This is a genomic window from Chitinophaga sp. GbtcB8 (assembly GCF_019091455.1).
In the GTDB taxonomy this organism is placed as follows: Bacteria; Bacteroidota; Bacteroidia; order Chitinophagales; family Chitinophagaceae; genus Chitinophaga.
Map to the genome: position 1 here is coordinate 409 of NZ_JAGXJN010000060.1, position 25,266 is coordinate 25,674.

At 49.3% G+C, this 25,266-nt stretch carries 16 protein-coding genes, 1 pseudogene and 1 riboswitch; of the genes and pseudogenes, 9 read left to right on the forward strand and 8 right to left on the reverse strand.

The window, feature by feature from the left end:
- The coding region (metE, locus tag KVT36_RS30235; RefSeq protein ID WP_254640268.1) for a 5-methyltetrahydropteroyltriglutamate--homocysteine S-methyltransferase at positions 1-1,535 on the reverse strand (1,535 nt) is incomplete at its 3' end.
- A gap of 187 nt (positions 1,536-1,722) precedes the next feature.
- Positions 1,723-1,929: riboswitch (cobalamin riboswitch) on the reverse strand.
- 198 nt (positions 1,930-2,127) lie between these two features.
- On the opposite strand from metE, the gene pepT reads away from it, so the two are divergent.
- From pepT to KVT36_RS30250, 3 genes are all read left to right on the forward strand, one after another.
- Positions 2,128-3,375 carry a peptidase T gene (gene pepT / locus KVT36_RS30240; protein WP_217607161.1) on the forward strand — a complete coding sequence of 416 codons (1,248 nt, stop codon included), beginning with the start codon at positions 2,128-2,130 and terminating at the stop codon, positions 3,373-3,375.
- Between the two features lie 183 nt (positions 3,376-3,558).
- Positions 3,559-4,275, forward strand: coding sequence for a MotA/TolQ/ExbB proton channel family protein (locus KVT36_RS30245; RefSeq protein WP_217607162.1), 717 nt, complete (start codon positions 3,559-3,561; stop codon positions 4,273-4,275).
- Between the two features lie 50 nt (positions 4,276-4,325).
- Positions 4,326-4,736 (forward strand): biopolymer transporter ExbD, encoded by a 411-nt coding sequence (locus KVT36_RS30250; RefSeq protein ID WP_089920947.1) that lies wholly within the window; start codon positions 4,326-4,328, stop codon positions 4,734-4,736.
- Positions 4,737-5,125: 389 nt separating this feature from the next.
- On the opposite strand, the gene prmC is transcribed toward KVT36_RS30250, so the two are convergent.
- Positions 5,126-5,995, reverse strand: a complete 870-nt coding sequence (gene prmC, locus KVT36_RS30255; RefSeq protein ID WP_217607163.1) for a peptide chain release factor N(5)-glutamine methyltransferase — start codon at positions 5,993-5,995, stop codon at positions 5,126-5,128.
- Positions 5,996-6,054: 59 nt separating this feature from the next.
- On the opposite strand from prmC, the gene ribD reads away from it, so the two are divergent.
- Positions 6,055-7,092: a bifunctional diaminohydroxyphosphoribosylaminopyrimidine deaminase/5-amino-6-(5-phosphoribosylamino)uracil reductase RibD gene (ribD, locus tag KVT36_RS30260; protein ID WP_254640266.1), complete on the forward strand. Its 1,038-nt coding sequence runs from the start codon at positions 6,055-6,057 to the stop codon at positions 7,090-7,092.
- Between the two features lie 32 nt (positions 7,093-7,124).
- A complete protein-coding gene (locus KVT36_RS30265; protein WP_217607165.1) occupies positions 7,125-7,733 on the forward strand; it encodes a YigZ family protein in 609 nt (202 codons plus the stop codon).
- Positions 7,734-7,749: 16 nt separating this feature from the next.
- Here the strand turns inward: KVT36_RS30265 and KVT36_RS30270 are convergent, their stop codons facing one another.
- The 4 genes from KVT36_RS30270 to KVT36_RS30285 form a co-directional block, all read right to left on the reverse strand.
- Positions 7,750-8,571 carry a phytanoyl-CoA dioxygenase family protein gene (locus KVT36_RS30270; protein ID WP_217607166.1) on the reverse strand — a complete coding sequence of 274 codons (822 nt, stop codon included), beginning with the start codon at positions 8,569-8,571 and terminating at the stop codon, positions 7,750-7,752.
- Positions 8,572-8,645: 74 nt separating this feature from the next.
- Positions 8,646-10,211: a RagB/SusD family nutrient uptake outer membrane protein gene (locus tag KVT36_RS30275; protein ID WP_217607167.1), complete on the reverse strand. Its 1,566-nt coding sequence runs from the start codon at positions 10,209-10,211 to the stop codon at positions 8,646-8,648.
- 10 nt (positions 10,212-10,221) lie between these two features.
- A complete protein-coding gene (locus KVT36_RS30280) occupies positions 10,222-13,299 on the reverse strand; it encodes a TonB-dependent receptor (protein WP_217607168.1) in 3,078 nt (1,025 codons plus the stop codon).
- Between the two features lie 26 nt (positions 13,300-13,325).
- Positions 13,326-13,472, reverse strand: a complete 147-nt coding sequence (locus KVT36_RS30285) for a hypothetical protein (RefSeq protein ID WP_217607169.1) — start codon at positions 13,470-13,472, stop codon at positions 13,326-13,328.
- Positions 13,473-13,593: 121 nt separating this feature from the next.
- On the opposite strand from KVT36_RS30285, the gene KVT36_RS30290 reads away from it, so the two are divergent.
- Entirely contained in the window at positions 13,594-16,026 is a 2,433-nt protein-coding gene (locus KVT36_RS30290; RefSeq protein WP_217607170.1) for an alpha-L-rhamnosidase C-terminal domain-containing protein, read from the forward strand.
- Positions 16,027-16,091: 65 nt separating this feature from the next.
- On the opposite strand, the gene KVT36_RS30295 is transcribed toward KVT36_RS30290, so the two are convergent.
- On the reverse strand, positions 16,092-16,982 hold the full coding sequence (locus KVT36_RS30295; protein WP_217607171.1) for an AraC family transcriptional regulator: 891 nt from the start codon (positions 16,980-16,982) through the stop codon (positions 16,092-16,094).
- Positions 16,983-17,375: 393 nt separating this feature from the next.
- On the opposite strand from KVT36_RS30295, the gene KVT36_RS30300 reads away from it, so the two are divergent.
- From KVT36_RS30300 to KVT36_RS30310, 3 genes are read left to right on the forward strand one after another with little or no spacing between them, the layout of a single operon-like run.
- Complete coding sequence (locus KVT36_RS30300) at positions 17,376-20,507, forward strand: TonB-dependent receptor (protein WP_217607172.1); 3,132 nt, start codon at positions 17,376-17,378, stop codon at positions 20,505-20,507.
- Positions 20,508-20,524: 17 nt separating this feature from the next.
- Positions 20,525-22,024 carry a RagB/SusD family nutrient uptake outer membrane protein gene (locus KVT36_RS30305; protein WP_217607173.1) on the forward strand — a complete coding sequence of 500 codons (1,500 nt, stop codon included), beginning with the start codon at positions 20,525-20,527 and terminating at the stop codon, positions 22,022-22,024.
- 24 nt (positions 22,025-22,048) lie between these two features.
- Complete coding sequence (locus KVT36_RS30310; protein WP_217607174.1) at positions 22,049-24,799, forward strand: glycoside hydrolase family 78 protein; 2,751 nt, start codon at positions 22,049-22,051, stop codon at positions 24,797-24,799.
- A 187-nt stretch (positions 24,800-24,986) separates the two neighbouring features.
- Here the strand turns inward: KVT36_RS30310 and KVT36_RS30315 are convergent.
- Positions 24,987-25,266 (reverse strand): annotated as a pseudogene (locus KVT36_RS30315) (3-hydroxyacyl-CoA dehydrogenase family protein); the annotation flags it as partial.

The following is a 25,266-nucleotide window of genomic DNA, read 5'->3' on the forward strand; positions in this document are numbered from 1 at the left end:
ACAAACCCTCCCAGCTGCTCGCCAAAATTTCCCACCATGTCATTCCGCTCAAACTCGCCATGTACCAGCACATCAAGGCGCAGGCCCTCCTGCCACTGTACGGCGTCTGCAATGGCTTTTCGTATAGCCGTATCATATTGCACAGTGGTAATGTTGCCTTTCTTGAGGTCGGCGCGCAGCTTGCGGATCTCCTCCGTTTGCGGGAAAGAGCCGATGGTAGTGGTAGGGAACAGTGGCAGCTGTAATATTTTTTCCTGCACCTTTTGTCTTACCGGGAAAGGCTGTAAGCGGGTGGCATCTGCAACTGTAAGCGCGGCCACCCTGGCTTTTACAGCGGGTTTATGCACAATGGAGGCAATACTTTTTTCGTGCAGGCTTTTACGGTTGGCTTCCAGCAGGGCTTCGTTGCCATCCAGTATGGCCTTCAGCTCCGTAAGCTCCTGCACCTTCTGGCGGGCAAAGGCCATCCAGCCTTTGATCTGCGGAGTCAGGACCTGCTCGTCTTTTTCCAGCTCCAGATCATACGGGGTATGTAGCAGGGAGCAGGAAGTGGCCAGCAGCAATCGCTGCACGCCAATGGCGCCGGCTGCCTTGCTTACCAGCTGCAGGGATTGTGTATAATCATTCTTCCAGATGTTACGGCCATTCACCACACCCAGGGAAAGCTGTTTATCTGCCGGGAAATTTTTCAGCACAGCATCCAGCTGCTCCGGTGCACGCACCAGGTCAATGTGCAGGGCCTGTACCGGCAGCTCCAGCGCCAGTGCAGTATTCTCCTGCAGGCTGCCAAAGTAGGTGGCCAGCAGTATTTGCAGAGAAGGTGCGGCTGCCTTTATTTTCGTATAGGCATATTGGTAAAAGCTCTTTTGTTCCGGGCTAAGGTCCAGCACCAGGCAGGGTTCATCTATCTGTACCCAGGTAGCACCGGCCTGCTGCAGCTGTTGTAACAGCTGTATGTATACCGGCAGCAGCTGTTCCAGCAGCGCTGCGGCGTGCAGGTTCTCATCTTTAATTTTACCTAACAGCAAAAAACTAACAGGCCCTAACAGCACTGGTTTAGTATGAATGCCCAGTGATCTGGCTTCTTTAAATTCATCTACACATTTGGTGGAGAGCACGCGGAACTGCTGGCTGGCATCAAACTCCGGCACCAGGTAATGATAGTTGGTATCAGACCACTTGGTCATTTCCATAGCGGTAATATCCAGGCCGTTCTTCTGGTAACCCCTTGCCATGGCAAAATACAGCTCCGGGCTGCCGGCGCTGGCCAGGCTTGACATCAGCAGCTGAAAACGCGCCGGTATTACGCCGGTCATCAGGCACATATCCAGCACCTGGTCATACAGGGAAAAATCGTTGGAGGGGATCAGGTCAATGCCTGCCTGCTGCAGGGTTTCCCAATTCTGCCGGCGGAGCTGCCGTGCAGTAAGCTGTAATTTCTCTAAAGACATTTTGCCCGCCCAATAGGCTTCGCATGCCTTTTTCAATTCCCGCTGGCTACCAATACGCGGATAGCCAAGTACATTGGTCTGCATACTTTCAATAATTTAAATGGTAAAAGAATAGGGTACTTACAGCGGTATGCGTGCGGGAAGAGAAAGAGAATTTACGATTTTAGATTTACGATTTACGATTGGATAGAAGCAGTACAACTGATCCCGTTGAACCAAATCTAAATCTAAAACCTCAAATCTAAAATTGTACTGCTTTATCCGCGAAAGCATACATCAAATTGTTTACGGCAAGTATCCTGGCTTGTAACAATGAAGACCGTCCTTCTCACACCGGCATAGTGCCGGCGCAATGGACCGCTATGGGTCATCACCTTAAAGGTTACTTACAGTTGCGCGTCAGCCCGTGAATTGCACACGGTTCCTTTTTAATCCCCTGCACCTGCTGGTGAAGAGAACCGCAAACAGTATTGAGTGTTGTAAAGAACCAACGCAAATATAAACACCTTTCATTAATACATGCCAATTTTCTACACAAACCTAGATATATAGTACATCTAAATAGTAAAGTATTTAAAATTTGGTTTTTTGGTATTAGTATAATGATGTTTTAAGGATTATTATTCTATTTTATAACTGGTAAGCGTTGCTAAAAAGAAAATCTTACGTTTGTAGGATGTTTACGAATTACAAGTACACCGTTACAGAACGTTTTTTGCGTTATGTGCAGATAGATACGCAATCCGATCCGTTAAGCACTACCTTTCCCTCCACCGCCAAACAAAAAGACCTGGGCCGCCTGCTGTTGCAGGAGCTTTTGTCCATGGGCGTTACGGATGCGGAGCTGGATGAACATGGTTACATCTACGCTACTATTCCCGCTAATACGGATAAAGAGGTGCCGGTGATCTGCTTTTGCTCACACATGGATACTTCCAGCGATTGCAGTGGTACCAACGTTAAACCTATCATCCACCAAAAATATGACGGCGGTGATATTATACTGCCGGATGATCCGCTGCAGGTGATACGCCCCGCTGAACATCCCTACCTGCAATTAAAAAAGGGAGAGGATATTATTACCGCCAGCGGCGCCACTTTATTAGGTGCAGATGATAAAGCCGGTGTAGCGGCCATTATGGACGCCGCACACTTCTTATTACAGCACCCGGAAATAAAACATGGCGTTATCCGCATCCTGTTCACGCCCGATGAGGAAACCGGCCGTGGCGTGGAAAAGCTGGATATGCAAAAGCTGAATGCACAATACGGTTATACGCTGGATGGGGGAGAGCGGGGCTCCCTGGAAGATGAAACTTTTTCTGCCGATGCCGTGAAGATCACCATACATGGCGTAGGCATACATCCCGGTACAGCTAAGGATAAGCTGGTGAGCGCCATTAAGGTAGCCAGTGAAATAGTGGCCGCCTTACCCCCCAATGGCCTGTCGCCGGAGACTACGGAGAACCGGCAGGGCTTTATTCATCCCGTACGCATACAGGGCGTGGTGGAAAAGGCAGAGATAGACTTCATTATCCGCGATTTTGTAACCGCGGAACTGGCCAGCCATGAAGCTTTTCTGCGCAGTATTATGGATAATGTGTTAATACGTTACCCGCAGGCTACCGCCACCTTCCAGGTAACAGAACAATACCGTAACATGAAGGAGGTGCTGGACCAGCACCCGCAGGTATGCGAATATGCTGCCGATGCTATGCGCCGCGCAGGTGTGGAGCCTTTAAAGATGATCATACGCGGTGGTACGGATGGTTCCCGCCTTTCTTTTATGGGATTGCCCTGCCCCAACATTTTTACCGGCGAAATGGCCCTGCACAGCAAACAAGAATATGTAAGTATACAGGATATGCAAAAGGCCGTGGAAACCATTGTGTACCTTGCGCAGGTTTGGGAAGCTAGCAGTTAGCCATTGGCTATTAGCTGTTAGCTGTTGGTAGCAGACAATCATTACGCACTACTAACGGCTAAGAGCTAAAAGCTAAAAGCTAATAGCTATCCTTCGCCCACGCTCTACATACTATTTTTTGTTCGTTTCCGTTAACTTATTGTATCTTAATTTAATACTTTTGCAAGGTTTAAAAATTAGTACATGCTATTAGGACTTGTTACATTATTGCAGGATTCTTTACTGACCCCCAAGGCTGATACGGTGGCGACAGCTGCCAATGCCGCAGCCACGGCCGATCAGCAGATACGTTTGCTGGACCTGTTGATGAAAGGAGGTGTGTTAATGATCCCGCTGGGCATCTTATCCCTTATAGCGGTATTTGTGTTTGTAGAAAGGTATATCACCATCTCCAAGGCAGGTAAACTGGAAAACAATTTTATGCCCATGATCCGCGACCACATTACCAGCGGCAACATGCAGGCAGCACGTTCTATCTCAAAAAATACGGCCAGCCCTATTGCCCGTATGATAGATAAAGGCATACAACGTATAGGCAAGCCCATTGAGAGCATTGAAAAATCAATGGAGAATGTGGGTAAGCTGGAGATCTATAAAATGGAAAAGAACCTGGTGATACTGGCCATTATATCCGGTATAGCACCCATGTTCGGGTTCCTGGGCACCATTGCCGGTATGATCCAGACCTTCTTCAACATCTCTATTACCTCTGATATTACCCTGGGCACCATTGCCGGCGGTATCTATGTGAAAATGATCACCTCTGCTACCGGGTTAATAATCGGTATCGTAGCATACATCTGTTACAGCTTCCTGAATGCGCAGATAGATAAAGTGATCAATAAGATGGAAGCTTCATCAGCAGAGTTTATTGATATCTTACAGGAACCAACAAGATAATTTACGATTGTAGATCTAAAATTTAGGATCTAAGATCTAAAATCATACTCATGAATTTACGAGATAGAAGAGGAAAACGGCAGGTAGAGCTGCATAATTCGGCCTTGAACGATATTTTGTTCATTCTGCTGCTGTTCTTCCTGATCGTATCTACCCTGGCTAATCCCAATGTTATTAAACTTACCCTGCCCAAAGCCAAGAGTAACACCAAGGCTAAACAAACAGTAGTGGTAAGCATTAACGATAAAAGAGAGTTTTACATTGGCACCAATAAAATACCTTTTGAAAGCCTGAAGCAAATGCTGGTGCCGGCCATTGCCCGCGAAAATGTAGATCCCACTATTGTAATAAATGCGGAAAGATCTGTGCCTGTAGAAGATATTGTAAAAGTAATGGAAGTAGCGCGGGAAATTGGGGCTAAGGTAGTACTGGCTACTGCAAATCCAAACCGGAAAGAATAGGCATAAAAAAAGAGATCGATGATCAGTTTAATGATGGAGGTGAAACTACAATTTTTGCAAACTTCATCGCCTTCATTTTTTTAACTTTCTCATCGACCTCTTAGGGTCGGAACGCTTATTCCTTTTGTTTTTTATCATCTCCCTTTTACAAGGAAAGAAGATAAGGTTAATTAGGATATCACCGTTCCTTTTCAGAGCATTTATTCCTTTCGTTTTTTATCACTGTTTCTTTTTAGGGAAACGGATAATGTGAATTAGGAAATCAATGTCCGTTTGATTGAGTATGCACCATTATCATGCCAATATGAGTAATTAAAGTTTTCCCTCCTAACAGCAAAAACAGCCGTAAAATACTGTGGTAACAAGGCCTCACTGCTTAGGAAAAAGTACTACACATCGCGCAGGTTTTCCCCCTTTACCATGCGGTCTTTTCCGAAAATATCCTGCCGCAGCTGTACATTGGCAAACCCTTCCTTTTCCATTAAGCTTACTACTTCCGGCCCTAATGCTTCATTGATCTCAAAGTATAAAGCGCCTCCTTTGGAAAGATTGCTGCCAGCCAGTTGTACAATACGGCGGTAAAACAATAAGGCATCTTCATCCGGTACAAACAACGCCAGGGAAGGCTCATAATCCAGCACCTGCTGCTGCATGTCCAAACGTTCGCTCTGCTTAATGTATGGGGGGTTGCTGACAATAATATTAAATATGGGTAAAGCGGCCGTAGCTGCTTCATCTAAAACATTTATCTGTGTAAAATGTACATCCAGCTGTTGTTTGGCGGCATTAGCCCTTGCAATGGTTAAAGCGCCGTCGCTCACATCAATGCCCCACACGGTGGCTGCCGGCAGTGCCTGTTTTAAAGCCAGGGGAATACATCCGCTTCCGGTGCCAATATCCAGCATCTGCATATTTGCATATTTGCCCATCTGCACATCCTCCATTATCCATTCTACCAGCTCCTCCGTTTCCGGGCGGGGTATCAGCACATTGCGGTTCACCAGCAGCTCCATGCCATAAAACCAGGCCGTACCGGTTACATATTGTACGGGCTGGTGCTGCAGCAGCGCAGCCACCGCCGCTTCCAGCCGGTTTTGCTGGCCTGGGTCCAGGTTCCGGTCTTTGTACACAATACGGTCCAGCTTATTGAGGCCGGTAATATGTTCCACCACTATATGGGCTATGTTGGCCGCTTCCCTGGGCTCATAAATGGGGGCGATGGTATTGACGATATAGGTAAATGCCGCTTGTATGTTCATGCAAATGGTCTGAAAATAATACTTTTGCAAACATAACCAACGTTCAGCGCATGAACCCTATGCACGACGAACTTTTTATGCAACGCTGCCTGCAGCTGGCCCAGCTGGGCGCCGGCCGGGTAGCGCCTAACCCCATGGTAGGAGCGCTGCTGGTGTTCCAGGGCCGTATTATCAGTGAAGGCTATCACCGGGTATATGGCCAGGCGCATGCAGAGGTGGATTGTATTGAGCGGGTGCCGGAAGCGGATAAATACCTGATCCCCCAATCCACCATGTATGTAACGCTGGAGCCCTGCGCGCATCATGGTAAAACGCCGCCCTGTGCCGACAGGATCGTGAAAGAAGGAATTCCCAGGGTGGTGATCGGCTGTACTGATACCTTTTCACAGGTAAGCGGCAAAGGCATTGAAAAGCTGCAGCAGGCAGGCATACAGGTAACTGTTGGCGTGCTGGAAAGGGCCTGCCGGGAGCTGAACAAACGTTTCTTCACCTATCATGAAAAGAAACGGCCTTATATTGTGCTCAAATGGGCGCAATGCCCGGCTGGTTTTATGGCCACGCTAAGCGGGGAGCCGGTACGCATTTCCAATGAATACAGCGACCGGCTGGTACACCGCTGGCGGAACGAGGAAATGGCCATACTGGTAGGCACCAATACCGCCCTTACGGATGATCCCCGCCTCAACAACCGCCTGTGGACCGGCAAAAGCCCGGTACGCGCAGTAATAGACCGGGAGCTGAAAACACCGCAGCATTATCACCTGTGGGATGGCAGCATAGCTACCTGGATCTTTACAGAAAAAGCATCCGGTACAAATGGCCTTACGGAAACCGTGCAGGTAGATTTCCGGCAACCACTGTTACCGCAGGTGCTGGAACACCTGTACAAAAGGAATATTAACAGTGTGCTGGTAGAAGGCGGCGCCTATTTATTACAGCGTTTTATAGAAGCCGGCCTGTGGGACGAAGCCCGGGTAATTAACGGCAGCACCATGCTGCCCGATGGCGTAAAGGCACCGGTACTGCCCCGTGCATTATTAATGGAACAAACAACCCTGCAAGGGGATAACATAACATATTATAGAAACACAGAATAGTTGGCAGTAAGCAGCCGGCTCCCACTAAAGAAATGGAAGTTTATTTTACGATTGAGAAAACAGCCACCGCAGAATATAAGGACAGAGGCAGTAAATTTATTGCATACGCTTTCCCGGTAAAAAATACAGATGATGTAAAAGAATGCCTGCTGGTTGTTAAAAAAGAACACCCCAAAGCCACCCACCACTGTTTTGCTTACCGCCTGGGTACAGATGGTTTGCAGTTCCGCGCCAGCGATGATGGCGAACCTTCCGGCACAGCCGGCAAACCCATACTGGGACAAATAGACAGCAAACAGCTTACGGATACCATCGTGATCGTAGTGCGTTACTTCGGCGGCACCTTACTGGGCGCACCCGGTTTGATCAATGCCTACAAAATGGCTACTGCACTGGTATTACAGCTGATACCCGCCGTGCAAAAAAATGTGGAGCGAAAGTTCCAGCTTAGCTTCGACTACACCATCTTAAATGAAGTGATCAACACAGTAAAACAAAACAACTGCAGCATCCTTTCACAAGAGCTGCAGCTGTTTTGCGCAATGGAAATAGGCGTGCCCCTGGCCAATAAGGAGCTGTGCCTGCTGCGGCTGAAAGAGATCTACGGTTTGGAGATAAGGGAAAGCAAGGCCGGTAAATGACCGTTACAATATCCCCTTATCCGCCTCTCCTGAAGATCAGCGGATTCTGCTCATCGTTATTTAAAAGATCCCCCGGCTTTAAGTGGCTCACCTGCTCATCTGTTAGTATATTCTGGATGCCGTTAAAAACAGCGCCGTCCGGCATATAGGCGCAGGTCATTGCACGCCGGAAACCGCCGGTCATATTGGCGCCTGCACCATGTATGGTCAGCCCGTTGTGGAACGAGCAGCTGCCGGCTTTCATAGGCGCCGCAACAGACCGGGCCTGCAGGAAAGCCGGGTAAAATTCAAAAACAGCATCCATATTTTTCCCGATGCCCGGGTTCTCAAACCCGGTGCTGTGATAAGAGCCAGGAATAAAATAAAGACAGCCATTCTCAAGCGTTGCATCATCCAGCGCTACCCAGATGGATAACGCGCGGCGGTCGCTGAAAGACCAGAAAGGCGTATCCAGGTGCCAGGAGGTTGGGTTGGCCCAGGGCCTTTTTATCAGGGCCTGGTCATGCCAGATACGGGTAGCCTCCCAGCCGGATAAGGTGGCCACCATCCCGCCCAGCTTTTCATCCAGCATGATCTTTTTAACCTTATCATTGGTTTGCCAGAGATTCAGCAGCTGGTCAAACACTTTGCCGAAATAGTCACTTTCCTTGTTAATCCCATCCTCTTCACCTGTTTTGGTTTCCCTATCCGGCATTTTCCGGCCCTTACGTTCTGCTACTGCTTCGGTTACGGCTGTTCTCCAGTGGTCAAGCTCCTCCGGCGACAGGAAATTTTCTACTACCAGGAAACCATCGCGGCGGTAAGCGTCTATTTGTTCTTTTGAGAGGGCTGTATGCATACATATGTTTTAACGGTTAAGAAATTTGTTCCTGGTTCACTGTTCTTACACCGCTTAACGTTTACCCGGCCAGTTTAGTAACCAGGGTTTTGTGTCAGCTGCGGATTGATCTGTATTTCCCGGAAAGGGATCGGGTATATAAGCCGGTTTTCCGTTATGTTAAAAGAATTGGGTAAAAGCCAGGGATAGATGGTTTTTAACCGGTCGCCTTTTGCTTTAATAACCGGTATTGCCTTGCCCAGCCGTATAAGATCTGTCCAGCGGTGGTTCTCAAAAGCCAGCTCATGCCGCATTTCATCGGCTATATTATCAAGCGTGGCAGTGGCAAGCGCGGGCAGGCCGGCTCTTGTTCTAACGCGGTTCAGATAGGGCAGGGCTTCCTGGGCCTTATTTTCCCTTACCAGGCATTCGGCCAGCAGTAATAATGCGCCGGAATAGCGGTACACGGGCCAGTTTTCAGGCGTATTGAACTCCGCTATATAAGGCGGGTGATAATATTTCTTTATCATGTAAAAGAAGCTTTTTCCCGGCTGCGGCGTGTAGCCTGCCGCGCTTTTAACAGCAGTGGCGGTAAAATCTTCCACGCCGCTGATGGTGCCCTCCACCACTGCTACGGAGGCATCCAGGCGTAGGTCGCCAGCTTCATAGGAGCTTACCATTTCCTGGGTGGGCACATTCCATCCGCTGAAAATGTTCATAGAGCTGCCTTTATATCCCATCAGGAAATCGGGATTGGTGGTTTTGGGCGCAAATGCCCAGGCAAAGCCGCTTTGCTGGCCGCTTACAAGATCTGAGAGATACTGTACTTCAAAAATAGATTCGCTGTTGTTCTTGTTGGCAGGGTCAAATACCGCTGCGTAGCCAGGCAGCAGCGTATAGTTCATGTGTGTTATATCCAGCAGCTCCGTTTCTGCGGCAGCATAGTTTTTATCCGGCGCAGACATATAAACATATGCCAGCAGCATTTTAGCAGCGCCTTTGGTAGCCCTGCCGCTTTGCGGAAAGCTGGCCGCTGCCTGCAGCTTGGGAATAGCTTCCCCCAGATCGCTGATGATCTGTGCATATACTTCGTTAACGGTGTTCCTGGGTTTAAAGGACTGGTCAGGTGCGGTAATTTCTTCCAGGTGAAGCGGTACCCCGCCGTAGTGCTGCACAAGATCAAAATAATAGAATGCGCGCAGGAAAAGCGCTTCTCCGGCAATGGAGTCTTTTGCGCCTGCCGGAAGCGCTATTTTTTCAAGCCGGGAAAGGATGATGTTTATCATGGCAATGCCGGAATAATCATCTCCATAACGGTTGCCTGGTGAGTTCACCACTGCGCTGGAATTAGCGTCGTCAAGGATCTCCGGCAGGGATTCCCTGCTGGGCTCAAAGCCGCGGTTAGCGCTGTACCGCGTAAAGAAAGTATTATCAGACCGCATCTCATCCATATACACACCGGTATTCACAATGCTGCGCAGGGGCGCATAAGCCGCTACCAGCGCTTGCTCAAGCTGTGCCTGGGTCTGGTAAAAGCCGGCGGAGCTTAAAGAGGTTTCCGGATACACGTTCAGGAAATCTTTTCCGCAGGAGGCCAGCAGAACGCCTGCCAGTAAAGCCCAAAGGCCGTAACGCAGGTTATAGCTTAGTTTATTTTTCATAACGTTCCTTTTAAAAATTTACATTTAAGCCAATGGCATACACTTTTGCAATGGGAAAGGCGGTAAAGTCGCGCCCCTGGTTAATCCCATTAAGGCCCTGAAAGCTAACCTCCGGGTTCATGCCGGGATATTTGGTGAACGTAAAGGCATTCTGCGTGGTGAGGTAAGCCCTTGCGCTTTTGATAAGCGATTGTTTTTTGGGCGTAAAAGTGTAGCCCAGTGTAATGTTCTTGGCCATCAGGTAAGTGCCGCTGAATACCTGGCGCGTAGTGAAGTTGCGGAAATCGGCCGTAGTGCCGGAGCGGGTTCTCGGGTAAATGCCATCGCCGGGATCATCTTCCGAACGCCAGCGGCGCGCTACCCCTTTTCTTACGTTGAATACACCGTCCAGGTTTTCGGTTGACTGGAAAGCATCATCCGCAATATCATTACCGACAGAGCCGGCCAGCACCATCGAAAAATCAAAGTTCCCGTAGCTAAGCTGGTTGGTGATGCCGTATATAAAATCAGGATTGGGGTTGCCTATCCATGTGCGGTCGTTAATATCTATTTTTCCGTCCGGCTTTCCTTCGGAGCCGCTTATGTCGGCAAACCTTGCCGTGCCTACCATAGAGGTGGCGCCATGCGGCTGCGTTTCAAACTCCTCCTGCGTCATGTACACGCCGGTATTTACATAACCGTAAAACAAACCTATGGGGTGCCCCACTGCGGTCCTGTTATCATCCCAGTATTCCTGGTAGCCGCCTATAGGTGCATTGCTGGTGCCCAGTTGTTTTACAATATTACGGTCAAAGGAAATGTTCAGGGAGGTGGTCCATTTTAACTTTCCTACGAGGTTCCTGCTTTCAACGGTGATCTCATGGCCCCAGAAATCAAACCTGCCCACATTGGATGTTACGCTGCTAAAACCGGATTGTACCGGTATGTCTATTGCATATAACAGCCCGTCTGTTTTTTTGTGGTAATAATCGTAGGTTAAAGAAAGCCGGTTGTCGAAAAGGCCTATGTCGGCGCCCAGATCATAGCCGGTAGTGGCTTCCCAGGTAAGGTTTGGGTTACCAATGCCATCCGGGCGGCTGCCGGCCGCCAGCTGGTTATTGAATGCGTAATTGTTCTGGTTAATGCCTGCCAGGTAGGTGTAGGTGCCGATATTGTTATTACCTACCTTTCCCCAGCTGCCCCTTATTTTCAGGTAACTGAGCTGCTTAAGCCCTTTCATAAAGCTCTCTTCAGAAAGCACCCAGCCGGCGGAAACGGAAGGGAAGTTGCCGTACTTGGTGTTGGAGCCGAATTTGGAAGAACCGTCCCTTCTGAATGCCAGGGACAGCAGGTACTTTTCAGCATAGTTATAATTTACCCGGCCTATCAGCGATACCAGGGAATAATCGCTGGCGCCCACATTACCTATGCGGCTGGCGGCCACATTCAGCCATTCTATATTATCGTCCGGGAACTGGGTGCCGTTAATGCTGCTGTTCTCAAAATCGGATTTCTGAGCACTGTATCCTACAAAAGCATCCAGGTTGTGTTTGGCATTAAATGTTTTGGTATAGGTAAGCGTATGCTCCAGCAGCCAGGAAAGGAAGCTGTTAGTATTGTAATTGGCGTCAGCTGAAGAAGCAGGCTGCGCACCGCCCCTTACAGTAGAGGGGGCAAAAGAACGGTAAATGGAATTATCTGTATTAATGTTAGCACTTATCTTATACTTTAAGCCATCTGCCAATTCATAGCTTGCATAAGCGTTTGAAAGCAGTGTAAGGTTTTTGGTACGGTTCACGCTCAGGCGTAAAACCTGGTAATAGTTGGGCATAGAGAACATACCGGGCTGTGAAAAGCCGATAGGGTAGGTGCCGTCCGCATTCTGATAATGAACAGTAGGATCCATCAGGTAAGCCCACTGTATAATATTGCGGCCTTCTCCCAGGCCCGGGGTAATATTCTGGTTGCGGTAGGTTACGCCCAGGTTAAATCCGAATGTAAGCCGGTCTGAAACATTATAAATGTTATTGGCCCTGCCGGTGAACCTTTCCGCCCACTGATTGATCATAACACCGTCCTGCCGGTTGTAATCCAGGTTTACGGCAGATTTAAGCTTGCCGGTACCGGTTGTAAGGGACAGGTTATAATCCTGCGTGGGCGCATCCCGCAGCAATACCTGGAACCAGTCGGTACCACCATTGGGATCAATCTGCTCCGGGTGTTGGTAGGCAGCAGGTACACCGCCGGTATAACCTTCATAGCGGGCGGCATCTTCATAATACTCTTTCTTAAACCCGGAAAATTCCCTGGCATTCATAAGATCAGGGCGGCCTCTTTTTGAAACGGTTTGCAGGCCGGTGTACACGCTGAAGGTTACATTTTGCTGCCCGGCTTTGGCCTGTTTGGTGGTTACCAGTATTACGCCGTTGGCGGCCCTTGAACCGTAGAGGGCCGCGGCAGATGCATCTTTTAATACGCTAATGCTTTCTATGTCGTTAGGGCTGACGGTTTCAAGGCCGCTCTCGCTTGGAAACCCGTCAATAACGATCAGCGGGTTATTACCTGCGTTGATAGATGCTGCGCCCCTGATACGAAAGGAGAGGTTGGCTCCCGGCTGCCCGGTGTTTTGATTGATCTGCACCCCTGCAAATTTGCCCTGTAGTTTCTGGCCTGCATTGGCTACGGGCATATCTTTTACCTCTGCCCCTTTTAGCTGGCTGATGGAGCCGGTAATATCGCGCTTTCTTTGCGTGCCATAGCTTACCACTACAACATCATTTAATGTTGCGCGGCCGGGCAGCAGGCGTATGTTGGCCGTTAACCCGTCTTTGCCGGCTACAAAGGTGCTTTTCTCATACCCTATAAATGAAAAAACAAGGGTGGCGCCATCCTGGACCCTGATCGAAAATTTGCCTGCAGCATCTGTAGTAGTGCCGCCGGACAAACCTTGCGCAATAACGGTAACGCCTGCAAGCGGTTCACCTGCATCGGAAACAACAGTGCCTTTGACCGTTACCTGCTGCTGCGCAAAACAGAAGCTGCTTACCGACAATGAAATAAATAAGAGCAGCCATTGTTTTGGCCGCCATAGATTGACCATTTCTTTCATAACGGGTGATTTTGGTTGTGTAATGTTTACAGGTCAAAATTATCAGAAACCGCTGCGGGGATAGCTATCCAAAACATTACTTCTTTTGTGCTTTCTGATATATTTTCTTTTTTGTTCCGCTGCCTGGAACGTTTGCTGGTAAAGGGTATGGTAAGCACGCGCTGAAAGGACAAAAAAGATAAAAATTAGCAGGTTTTGGAAAAAGCCTTTATAAATGCAGTCATTAATTTTGAAGGTATGCTGCGCACATCAACCCGTAAATGGAGTGTTTTACACAAACCATTCTTATACGTTATGAAATGGCCGTTAATACTGTTCTTTCTGCAGGCGATTACCGGCAACGCTGTTCTTGCACAATCCGCAGCGCCTTACAGGCCGCTGCATGGCGGGCAGCTTAATGCCCCGCCTGTACCCGCTTCGCCGGACCCGCTGATCCGCTACCGCTGGGCAAACCCGCATTATACCGATCCACTGCAGGTGTACACGCTTTATCCGCTTAAAGCAAATGCATTTCCTGCCGCCTCTTTTGTACAGCACCACAACACTTTTAATGTGAAAGCGCCCGGAACGCTGATGTTTGATTTTGGCGTGGAAAGCGCGGCCTGGCTGGAATTTGATGCAGACAATATACCTGCCGGCACTGAAATAACCATGAGCATCAGTGAATACAATGAACCTGCTATTGTGAATGCCGGCGCAGCGCACCCGGTAAAAACAGCCGTACCGGTAAAGCATGGAAATACTTACCGGCTGGAGCTGAATGATGCGTTGTATGAAGGCGTAAGGTTTGGCTGGATCCATATCAATAAGGCGCCCGCCCCTTTTACTATAAAAGAAGTACGGCTGGTATGCCAGGTAAAGCCGGTGAACTATGCGGGCAGCTTTTCCTGCAGTGATACAGTATTGAACAGGATATGGTACACCGGCGCCTATACCGTAAAGCTGAACCTGATGCAGGATTATTTTGGCGCTATATTAATGGAGCGCAGCGACCGCCATTCCTGGACCGGCGATGCCTATCCCGCGCAGGCAGCATCGCTGGTGGCTTTTGCCAACTATAATGCCGTTAAGGAAAATATCAGGCGCACTGCCGGTAAGGATAACGGCATACCTGCTTATTCACTGTATTGGGTGCTTAGCCTGGCAGACTATTTTAATTACACCGGCGATACCGCCTTCCTGCAGTCGCTGTTGCCGGTGGCGGCCAGACGGCTAAAGCTTGCTTACCGGGAGTACGACAGCATACCATCTTTAGGTTTTATGGGCTGGGATGAAAGGCTGGGCGCCGGTTTTGAGCACCCGCAGCTGCAGGAGTGCCAGGATGCCTATAAGATGCTTTGCATTCATGCCTGGAAAGATTTCAGCGCCGCTATGCTTGCCGCGGGCGACACCGCAGCTGCTTTATTATTCAGCCGTTATGCCGCTGAAAAAACAGCAGGGTTTAGCCAGGGCAGCGCTTCATTTGAGCGCTACGGCGTGCATGCAATTGCGGAAGCCCTGAATGCAGGGTTAACAAACCCGGGTGTGTTACAGCAGGCCGCAGCATGTTTTAAGGACCGGCTTAACCGGCTATCTTATTCGCCTTTTAACCAGTATTTTATTATCCGGGCAATGGCGCGCAGCAGCTTTATCCCCCAGGCGCTTACCACTATCCGTGATTGCTGGGGCGGACAGCTGCACTATGGCGGCACCTCTTTTTTTGAAGTGTACCGGCCATCCTGGAACGCCATTTTAAAACCGAACGATGCACCGCCAAATAACCAATGCGGCTATACGAGCCTGGCGCATCCCTGGGGCGCCGGTGTAACCTGCTGGCTTTCCGAAAATATACTGGGAATACGGTCTGCAGCGCCGGGTTTTAAACAGTTTGTTGTTAAGCCTTACCTGCAAAACGGACTTACGTATGTAAAAGGCGTGGTGCCTGCGCCTTCCGGGAATATAGCGGCCTCTTTTGATCTGAGATCCGGCCAATGCGAGCTAACGGTTCCACCCGGAACGCAGGCCGTGAAGGTGGGGCTTCCCAAAGGCGGCAGAAAAATTAAGCAGCTGCGTATTAACAACCGTTTGTACAATACAGCCGTTGAGGATAGCAATTATGTGTATATAAGCAACCTGCAGCCGGGCCATTATGTTATACGCATTCAATACCGGGGAATGCTTAACAGCAGCACCTTGCAGGAGCCGCCGCTTAGCTGCAGCCAGCACACCTTTATACAGGACAGCGTTACTTCCGGCAGCTGGAGGGGAAAATACGGAAAGGATGGTTTTACATTTTTTGAAGAGGGAGCCCGGGTAGATGAAAGCCATTTGCCTTCCTATATCGGCAGCATTACAATCAATAAAGCAGGGTTTATCCGCTGGCAAACCGCTGCCACCGATCCGCGGGCGCTGCAAAACCCTGCCGGCAATGGCAGAACAGCCAGCGCTATTATTACCCGCGATCCCCTTCCCACGCAGCAAACCTTTACCATAGACCTGCCGCTTAAAGAAAAACATCCGGTATGTATCTCTCTGTATTTCCTGGACCCGGATGCGCAGCAGCGCAGATCTGCTGTGGAAATATTTGACCTGGATACGTTGGCAATACTGGCGCCGGTACAGCTTATAGACCATTATGAAAAAGGAAAGTACCTGCGCTTTACGGTAGACCGCCCGGTACGTATAAGGATAAACCAGGTAAGGGGTAAAAATGCCGCCCTTGCCGGGCTGTTTTTTGACCGCCCCTGACCGGCGCCTGTACAGCGCGGCAGGGATATTTATGCAGGGTTGTTCTGTTGCTGACCGCCGAAGTATTATTGCGGTGACTGAAGAAATTTTTTCCGGTATTCATTAGGTGACAGGCCGGTTTTTCTTTTAAAGAGCTTGGAGAAATAATAAATGGATTCAAATCCGGTTTGATCTGCAATTTCATTTATATTAAGCACGGTGGACTCCAGTAAATGTTTAGCCCTGTTCAGGCGCAGCTCAAGATGGTATTGATGCGGGGAAACACCTGTGATCAGCTTAAAATTTTTTCTGAATGCAGAGTAGCCCATTGGCAGCTGGCTGGCCAGCTCCTGCAGGTCAACAGACTGCTCATAGGATTCCTGCAGCAGGAATTTTGCCTTGGATATCAGCTTTCCCACCGGGTTAATATCCTGCTGTTTGTTCACGGCAGCTGTATGGGCAATGCCCAGCATTTGCAGGGTAACGCCTGCAATCTGCTGCGCATACCCGATAAAGGATGCTTTTACACTATCCGTGATCTGGTTGAACAATATCAGCAGATCCTTATTCATGCCAATGTGAACGCATGGGTTTGTGGGATTGAAGAAATTCTTGTCCATAAGCTGCTTTACGTAATACCCGTGGAAACCAACCCAATGCTCTTCCCAGCCGGATTTTGCGTCCGGCTTATAGCGGTGCCATACGCCGGGAAATAAAAAGAAGCAGGTGCCGGCTTCCACCTCTACCGGCGGGGTAAGCGCAGAGCAGAAAACGCCCCGGCCCCGGGATATGAATATCATGTAATAGTCGTTAAGGATCCGGCCCCTGTTCCAGGTAAGATGGTGGCTGCTTGGATGCTCCTGGTTGGGATAATGTTCATGCGGGGCTACTTTGGAATAGCCTGTCGTGGTAACATACATTCCCCATCTTTCCTCTGTTGGCCCGATACTGAGATACTTAAAGAAATTATTATTCATTGCGTGGATTCAGGTATTTAAATAATGGAGCGGCTATTATCCCCTGCTTGCTGCCTGCGCTATTTAAATTTAGTAAAATAATATTCACCCGCGCTTAAGATAGTATAGGACAGTTGCCCTGAATTTTTATTCTAATTTAACCTCATCTTCAAATTGTACTCAGCTATTTCAGGAGAGCCTTCTCCTGCCATGCCATATTATTTAAACTAAAACATTTAAAAATTCCTCGGTTATGAAAAGGTATCACCACTATTATCATGCATACAGGTAGCTTTCACAGATAGCTAATACCATACTATAAACCGTCTTTATGTTTTGCCTCCGCCATCAATCCGGAAGGCAGGGATATCTCTTTGCATTTATCCATTCCTAACAGCTAAACCCATTCCCGTTATGTACAACAGCATTACCAACAAACAATCAGCACGGTGGCCTGTTTTCCTGTGTTACCTGGTGCTGATGCTCTGCTGCCTGTCTGCTGCAGCACAGCAAAAGAGCACCGTCAGCGGACAGGTGACCGATTCTTCCGGCAACCCTTTACCAGGTGTTACCGTGCAGATAGCCGGTAAGTCACAAGGCACGCAAACCAATACCAGCGGGCAGTTCAGCATAACCGCTGCTGCCGGCGATGTGCTTTCTTTTCATTATATAGGTTATGATGAAAAACGTGTGCAGGTAGGCAGCCAGCCGGTTATCAATGTACGGCTTATTACCTCTACTGCAGGGCTAAACGAAGTAGTGGTGATCGGTTACGGTACCCAGCAGAAAAAAGATCTTACCGGCGCAGTGGCCAATGTGAGCGGCAAACAGCTGCAGGATCTGCCGGTAGCAGGTATGGATCAGAAACTAACCGGACAGGTGCCCGGCGTGCAGGTGAGCAGTGTAACCGGTACGCCCGGCGGCGGCGCAGCCGTGCGGATCCGGGGCTCCGGCTCTATTGGCGCAGGGAGTGATCCTCTCTATGTAGTGGATGGTTTTCCTTTGTCATCCGGTTTTGGCCAGCAGGCCAGCCCGCTGAATATCATCAACCCCGATGACATTGAATCCATCACTGTACTGAAAGATGCTTCCTCCACCGCCATCTACGGCTCCCGTGGCTCTAACGGCGTGGTAGTGGTTACTACCAAACATGGCAAAAGCGGTGTGCCGCGTGTAAGCCTTAACACCAATACCGGCTTCCAGGAAGTGCCTGAAAAGGGGCGGCCGCAAATGCTGAATGCACGTGAGTTTGCCCAGTTCAGGAAAGATATTATTATAGATGATTTTGCATCCCGCGGACAAACCGCTACCGATGCGGATATACCGGAAGAATATCGTCATCCCGAACAATACGGCACAGGTACCAACTGGTACAATACCGTACTGAAAAAAGCGCTGCAGCATAATACCACCCTTAGCGTTAGCGGTGGCACAGAGAATACGAAATATAATTTTTCAGCAGGTTATTATACGCAGGATGGCGTAGTGCGTTACACCGGTTATGACCGTTACAGCGTACGGGCAAATATCGAAAGCCGTATAGGCCGTAAAGTGAAGATAGGCCTTAACCTGGCGCCTACCTACAGCACGCAGCAGGTGAATAATTTTGAGAACAGCTTTACAGATGTGATCACGCAAAGCCTCTGGCTCAGCCCATTGATCCCGGTGTATGATAATACCGGGCAGCGTACACCTTACATCAGCTCTCCCGGTATGTTCAGTGCTGCCAACCCCCTGAATTCCCTGGAGTTTGGCGTAACCAATGTAAAGAGCTTTAACGGCCTTGGTAATATTTATGGGGAATACGAGATCATTAATGGGCTGAAAGCAAAAGCAAGCTTTAATGTTAACTACGGTAACGGCTCTACTTTTGTATTCAATCCCTCCTTTTTAGGCGGGGTCAATAACCCGCCGCCCAGCATTCCCAATTCTTCCCAGTCAAAAGCCAATGCAATGAACTGGCTCACGGAAATGTTGCTGTCATACGATAAAACCTTTGGCAAAGATCATGCGCTGAACGTGGTATTAGGTTATACTGCGCAGAAGGAGCGCCAGGATTTTCTGCAGATCGACGCTTCCAATTACCCGGATGACAAGATCCAGCCTATTGGCGCTGCCGCTACCATTCCTTCCTATTCGCAGGATGTGCAGGAGTGGGCCGTGCTTTCTTACCTGGGCAGGATCAACTATTCGCTGAAGGATAAGTACCTGTTCACCGTGACCGTACGTTCCGATGGCTCTTCCCGTTTCGGTTACAACAACCGTTATGGTACATTCCCCTCCGGCGCTATTGCCTGGCGCGCTTCAGAAGAAGAATTTCTGAAACGCGTTTCCTGGCTCAGTGATCTGAAGCTGCGCGCCAGTTATGGCCTTTCAGGTAACTACAATATCGGCAACTACACTTACATGTCTAACATTGCCGCTTATAACTATGCTTTCGGCGGTCAGATCGCCAATGGCAGAAGCGCATCTTCCCTGAGCAATTTTGACCTTACCTGGGAAGAATCTTCCCAGCTGGATGTAGGGTTGGATGCAGGCCTGTTCGGCAACCGCATAAACCTCACGGTTGATTATTACCGGCGCATCACCAAAGGCATGTTATACAATTCGGAGATCCCGCTGTCATCCGGTTACACGAACGTGATCATCAACTCCGGTAAAATAAAGAACCAGGGCATTGAAATAGGCATCAACAGCAATAACCTGGATGGTGCTTTGAAATGGACCACTAACGCCAACATCGCATTTAACCGTAACAAGGTACTGGCATTAAATGCCAAGAACGATCCTATTTACAGCGGCCGCAGTGGCGAAGGCTCTTTTCAGCATATTACAGAAGTAGGCAAACCGGTGGGCCTGTTCTACGGTTATGTGGTAGAAGGTGTTTATAAAGATCAGGACGATCTTAACCGCTCGCCTAAGCATGTTACCTCTGTAGTAGGCTCTATCAGGTATAAAGATGTGGATGGTAACGGCATCATAGAACCGGTGAATGACTTTGCCATCATCGGCGATCCTAACCCGAAGTTCATCTGGGGCCTCACAAATAATTTCAGCTATAAAAGCTTTGACCTGGGCATTGTATTGGTTGGCTCACAGGGCGGACAGGTAATGAAAACCGCCAATCAATACCTGCTGAATATAGACGGCATCTTTAACGTAGACCGTAAAGTGCTGAACCGCTGGCGTTCGCCGGAGCAGCCTGGAGACGGTGTTACGCCAACTACCAATGGCGCAAGGGTGATCTATCGCGATGTGAATTCCTCCTGGATAGAAAGCTCCTCTTTCATGCGTATCCAGAACATTACATTGGGCTACAACTTCAGCAGAAGATGGCTGGAACATACAAAGTTCATCAGCGGCGCAAGGCTGTATGCCGGCGTACAGAATCTGCACACCTTTACAGGATATAGTGGCGCCAACCCGGAAGTGAGCCGTAAAACCGTTTCGGGTAATGCCACCAGCACGGCGCTTACACCCGGTGAGGATTTTACCAACTACCCGATAGCACGTACGTTCACACTGGGCCTTAACCTGTCCTTTTAACCGTAAAATCATCCGTTATGCAAGGAAAAAGATCCGTTCAATATATACTCATCCCGCTGATGGCAGTGCTGCTGACCACCAGCTGCGGCAAAAACTTCCTGGACCTGAACCCGGAAGCCACTATCAACAGTAATGTATTTTACAAGAACGAAGACGAGATCAAACAGGCGGTGAATGCAGCCTACAACATACTGCAGGACCTGGGACGCGAAAGCTACTGGATCTTCGGCGAAATGAGATCGGATAACAGCGCATTCCAGTACAACAACGCAGACAGGGGAAGAGAGCAGTGGGAGTTTGTAGATGAATTCCTGGTAGGTGCTACCGCCGAATGTATCCGTAACTTCTGGCAAGATAGCTACATCGGTATCTCCCGCTGTAACGATGTGCTGGCGCATATAGATGAAGTGACCATGTCAGACGCCGCACGCAACCAGTATACCGGCGAGGTGCAGTTCCTGCGGGCCTTTCATTATTTCAACCTGGTGCGCCAGTTCGGTGGTGTGCCTTTACGCCAGAGCGCTGTGCAATCGCCCGATTCGTCGCTTTCCAAAGGACGTGCAAGCGTTGAGCAGGTATATGCCGTTATAATAGCTGACCTTACCGCTGCTGCTGCAAAGCTGCCTGCAAAATATAACGGCGCTGATGTAGGAAGGGCAAGCTCCGGTACAGCAAGCACCCTGCTGGGCAAGGTATACCTGACACAAAAGAAATACGCTGAAGCCTTAGCTGAGCTGCGCAAAGTTACTGCCCTGGGATACCAGCTGGTACCTAACTATGCAGATATATTTGACCCGAATAAAAAGAACGGCCCTGAATCCATTTTCGAGATCCAGTACCTGGGCTCACAAACAGGATTGTTCAGTAGCTTCATGTACACCTTTGCCCCTTATACATCCGGCAGTGCAGTAACCGGCGATACCAAAACGGGTATCAACGGCAGCGGCTCCGGCTGGAACATCCCTACACAGGATCTGATGGCCGCTTATGAAGCAGGAGATAAACGTAAAGCAGCTTCCCTTGCAGAAGGTTATACCAGCAACGGCGTTTTTGTGAACATCCCTTATGTAAAAAAGTATAACCATGGTTTTACCGAAGTAGGACGTACCAACGATAATTTTCCAGTGCTGCGTTATGCAGATGTGTTGCTGATGATCGCAGAATGCCTGAATGAACAGGGCTTTGTGGCCAACGGTGAAGCATTTGACCTCCTGAACCAGGTGAGGACAAGGGCAGGCCTGCCTAACAAAACAGCCGCGGATGTGAATAGCCAGGCTGCTTTCAGAGATGCGTTGTTTCATGAAAGACAGGTAGAGCTGGCGTTTGAGAACCACCGCTGGTACGACCTGGTACGTTCAGGCAATGCCGTTACAGTTATGAACGCACATGGGGTGCGGGAAAAACAGCAGCATACTTACATTCCGTCAAACGCTTACCAGGTAAGCAACAACCGTTTGTTGTTACCTCTACCGCAAACAGATGTGAATCTCGATAACCTTGAACAGAACCCTCAATAGCATTTATTATTTAAATACAACAGCATGATAAAACGGATCTTTCTTTTACTCTTGCCGGTAGTATTGAGCTACTCCTGTAAACAAACCAGCAAGGACCTTACGCTGACGCACCTGCGCTGCGAATTCCGCGAAAACCCGTCAGGCATTGACCTTAGCAATCCCAGGTTAAGCTGGGAGATCGAAAGCAGCGGCAGAGGCATCGAACAGTCGGCCTACCAGCTTATGGTTGCCTCTTCCGAAGATGCACTGAACAAAGATGAAGCAGACCTCTGGAACTCAGAGAAGGTCAGCTCTGATCAATCCATTAATGTAGCCTATGCAGGGAAGCCGCTCAGCAGCGGCGCTCAATGTTACTGGAAAGTGAAAGTGTGGACAAAGGACGGTCAGGAATCCGGCTGGAGCAAGCCTGCCAGCTGGAGTGCAGGACTGTTACAGCCCGCGGACTGGCAGGCAAAATGGATAGGGCTTGATTCCGCTTTCGCGTGGGAAAAGCCTAAAGACCCCATCACCCGGCTTTCTGCACGTTATCTCAGGAAAGAATTTCCTGTTGGCAAAAAGGTAAAGCGCGCCACCGCTTATATCAGCGGACTGGGATTATATGAGCTTTACATCAATGGTAAAAAGATCGGAGACCAGGTGCTGGCGCCCGGCCCCACCGAATATAATAAGCGCGTATTTTACAACACCTTTGATGTAACCGCTGAATTGAAAGAAGGTAATAATGTGATCGGCACCATCCTTGGCAACGGCCGCTTTTTTCATATGCGGGATCCCAACATAACAAACTATGGTTATCCTAAAATGATCTGCCAGCTGAACCTCGTATATGACGATGGCAGCACCGGCAGCGTGATCACAGACGATAGCTGGAAAGTAACCGCCACAGGGCCTATTATCGCTAACAATGAGTATGACGGTGAAGAGTACAATGCCACCAAAGAGCTGACAGGATGGGCCCAGCAGGGATATAACGCCGCTAACTGGCTGCCCGTACAGCTGGTGCAGGAACCTGCAAACCTGCTGGTGGCGCAGCCCAACAATAATATCAAAGTAATGGATACCGTGAAAGCAGTGAGTGTGAAAGAGATCAAACCCGGCATGTTCATTTACGATATGGGACAGAACTTTGTAGGCTGGGTGCATCTTAAAGTAAAGGGAGAAAAAGGCGCCAAAGTGAACATGCGTTTTGCAGAACGCCTGAAAGATGACAGTACCCTGTACATGGATAACCTCCGCTCTGCAAAGGTAACGGACATCTATACACTAAAAGGAGAAGGCACAGAAGAATGGGAGCCCCGTTTCACCTATCATGGTTTCCGTTATGTAGAAGTAACAGGGTATCCCGGCAAGCCAGATCTGTCGGCCATTGAAGGCAGGGTGGTGTATGATGAAATGGAAACTACCGGACAGTTTGAAACCTCCAATGAAGTGATCAACAAAATATACAGGAACGCCTATTGGGGTATACGTGGTAACTACCGCGGCATGCCTACGGATTGCCCCCAGCGTGATGAGCGTATGGGATGGCTGGGCGACCGGGCTGTAGGCGCCAGGGGAGAGAGCTTTATTTTCGATAACCACATGCTGTATGCCAAATGGCTGCAGGATATAGAAGATGCGCAAAAGCCGGAGGGCAGTGTGCCTGATGTGGCGCCCACTTACTGGAAAATATATTCGGATAACATGACCTGGCCGGCGGCCTACCTGATCATCGCCAACCTGCTGTATGAGCAGTATGGGGATGACCAGCCGCTGCGCAAGCACTATCCTTCCATGAAAAAGTGGATGTACTACATGAAGGATAAATACATGAAAGATTATATCCTCACAAAAGATACCTATGGCGACTGGTGTATGCCTCCGGAGTCGCCGGAGCTCATTCACTCCAAAGACCCTGCACGTAAAACTGCCGGCGATTACCTGGGTACTGCTTTCTATTATCACCTGCTGACAGTGATGGAACGCTTTGCAACCATCACCGGTAATACGGCCGATGTAAGCGCATTTAAGGAGCTGGGTGAAAAAGTGAAGCTGGCTTTCAACGAAAAGTTCCTGAATAAAAAAGAAGGTTATTATGCAAACAACACGCCTACTGCCAATATCTTTTCGCTGGCTTACGGGCTTACGCCTTCCGGCAGCCAGGATACGGTATTCCGCCATGTAGTGGATAAAACCCTGAAGGACTACAATGGGCATATAAGCACTGGCCTGGTAGGCGCAGAATGGCTGATGCGGGTGCTTACCAATTACGGGCGTGGCGACCTGGCTTACCAGCTGGCCACTAATACCACCTATCCCAGCTGGGGTTATATGGCCGAACATGGGGCCACCACTATCTGGGAGCTGTGGAACGGCAACACCGCAGACCCGGCCATGAATTCAGGTAACCACGTAATGCTGCTGGGCGACCTGGTAGTATGGTATTACGAAAACCTGGCAGGCATCAAACCTGATCCTTCAGCCCCCGGGTTTAAGAAGATCGTTATGAAGCCGCTGCCGGTAAAAGGCCTGAACAAGGTAAGCGCCAGTTACCACTCTGTACATGGCTGGATCCGCAGCGCCTGGGAAAAGGAAGGCAAAACCTTTAACTGGAAGATCACTGTGCCGGCTAATACCCGGGCAGCTGTATATGTACCGGCAGCATCGGAACAGCAGGTGAAAGAGGGCAATGCCGCTATATCCGGTGATAATGGGGTGAAGTTTGTAAAGATGGATGGAGGATATGCTGTATTTGAGGTAGGCTCAGGAGAGTATAATTTCAGCGCAGGCGAGTGATCCGGCGTTGCCAGCCGTTATTGCGAGGCCTACTTCGTCATTGCGAGGCATAGAGAGGGTTTGCGCGGAGCATGCTGAAGCAATCCCCTGCCATTCATTCGGGGGATTGCTTCGTCGCACCACGCACAATAGCTTTACACTGCGCCTCGCAATGACGAAGCTATGCTTCGCAATGACGGTTATTTAATTATTTAAACCGCCCGCTCACTACCAGGTCTTTACTACCAGCTGTGTACTTATAAAAACCTTCCCCGCTTTTTACACCTAAATAACCGGCGGTAACCATATTCACCAGCAGCGGGCAGGGGGCGTATTTAGGATTGCCGAAACCATCATGCAGCACCTGTAAAATAGACAAACATACATCCAGTCCTATAAAATCCGCCAGCTGTAAAGGCCCCATAGGGTGGGCCATGCCCAGCTACATTACGGTATCAATTTCCTGCACGCCGGCTACGCCTTCATAT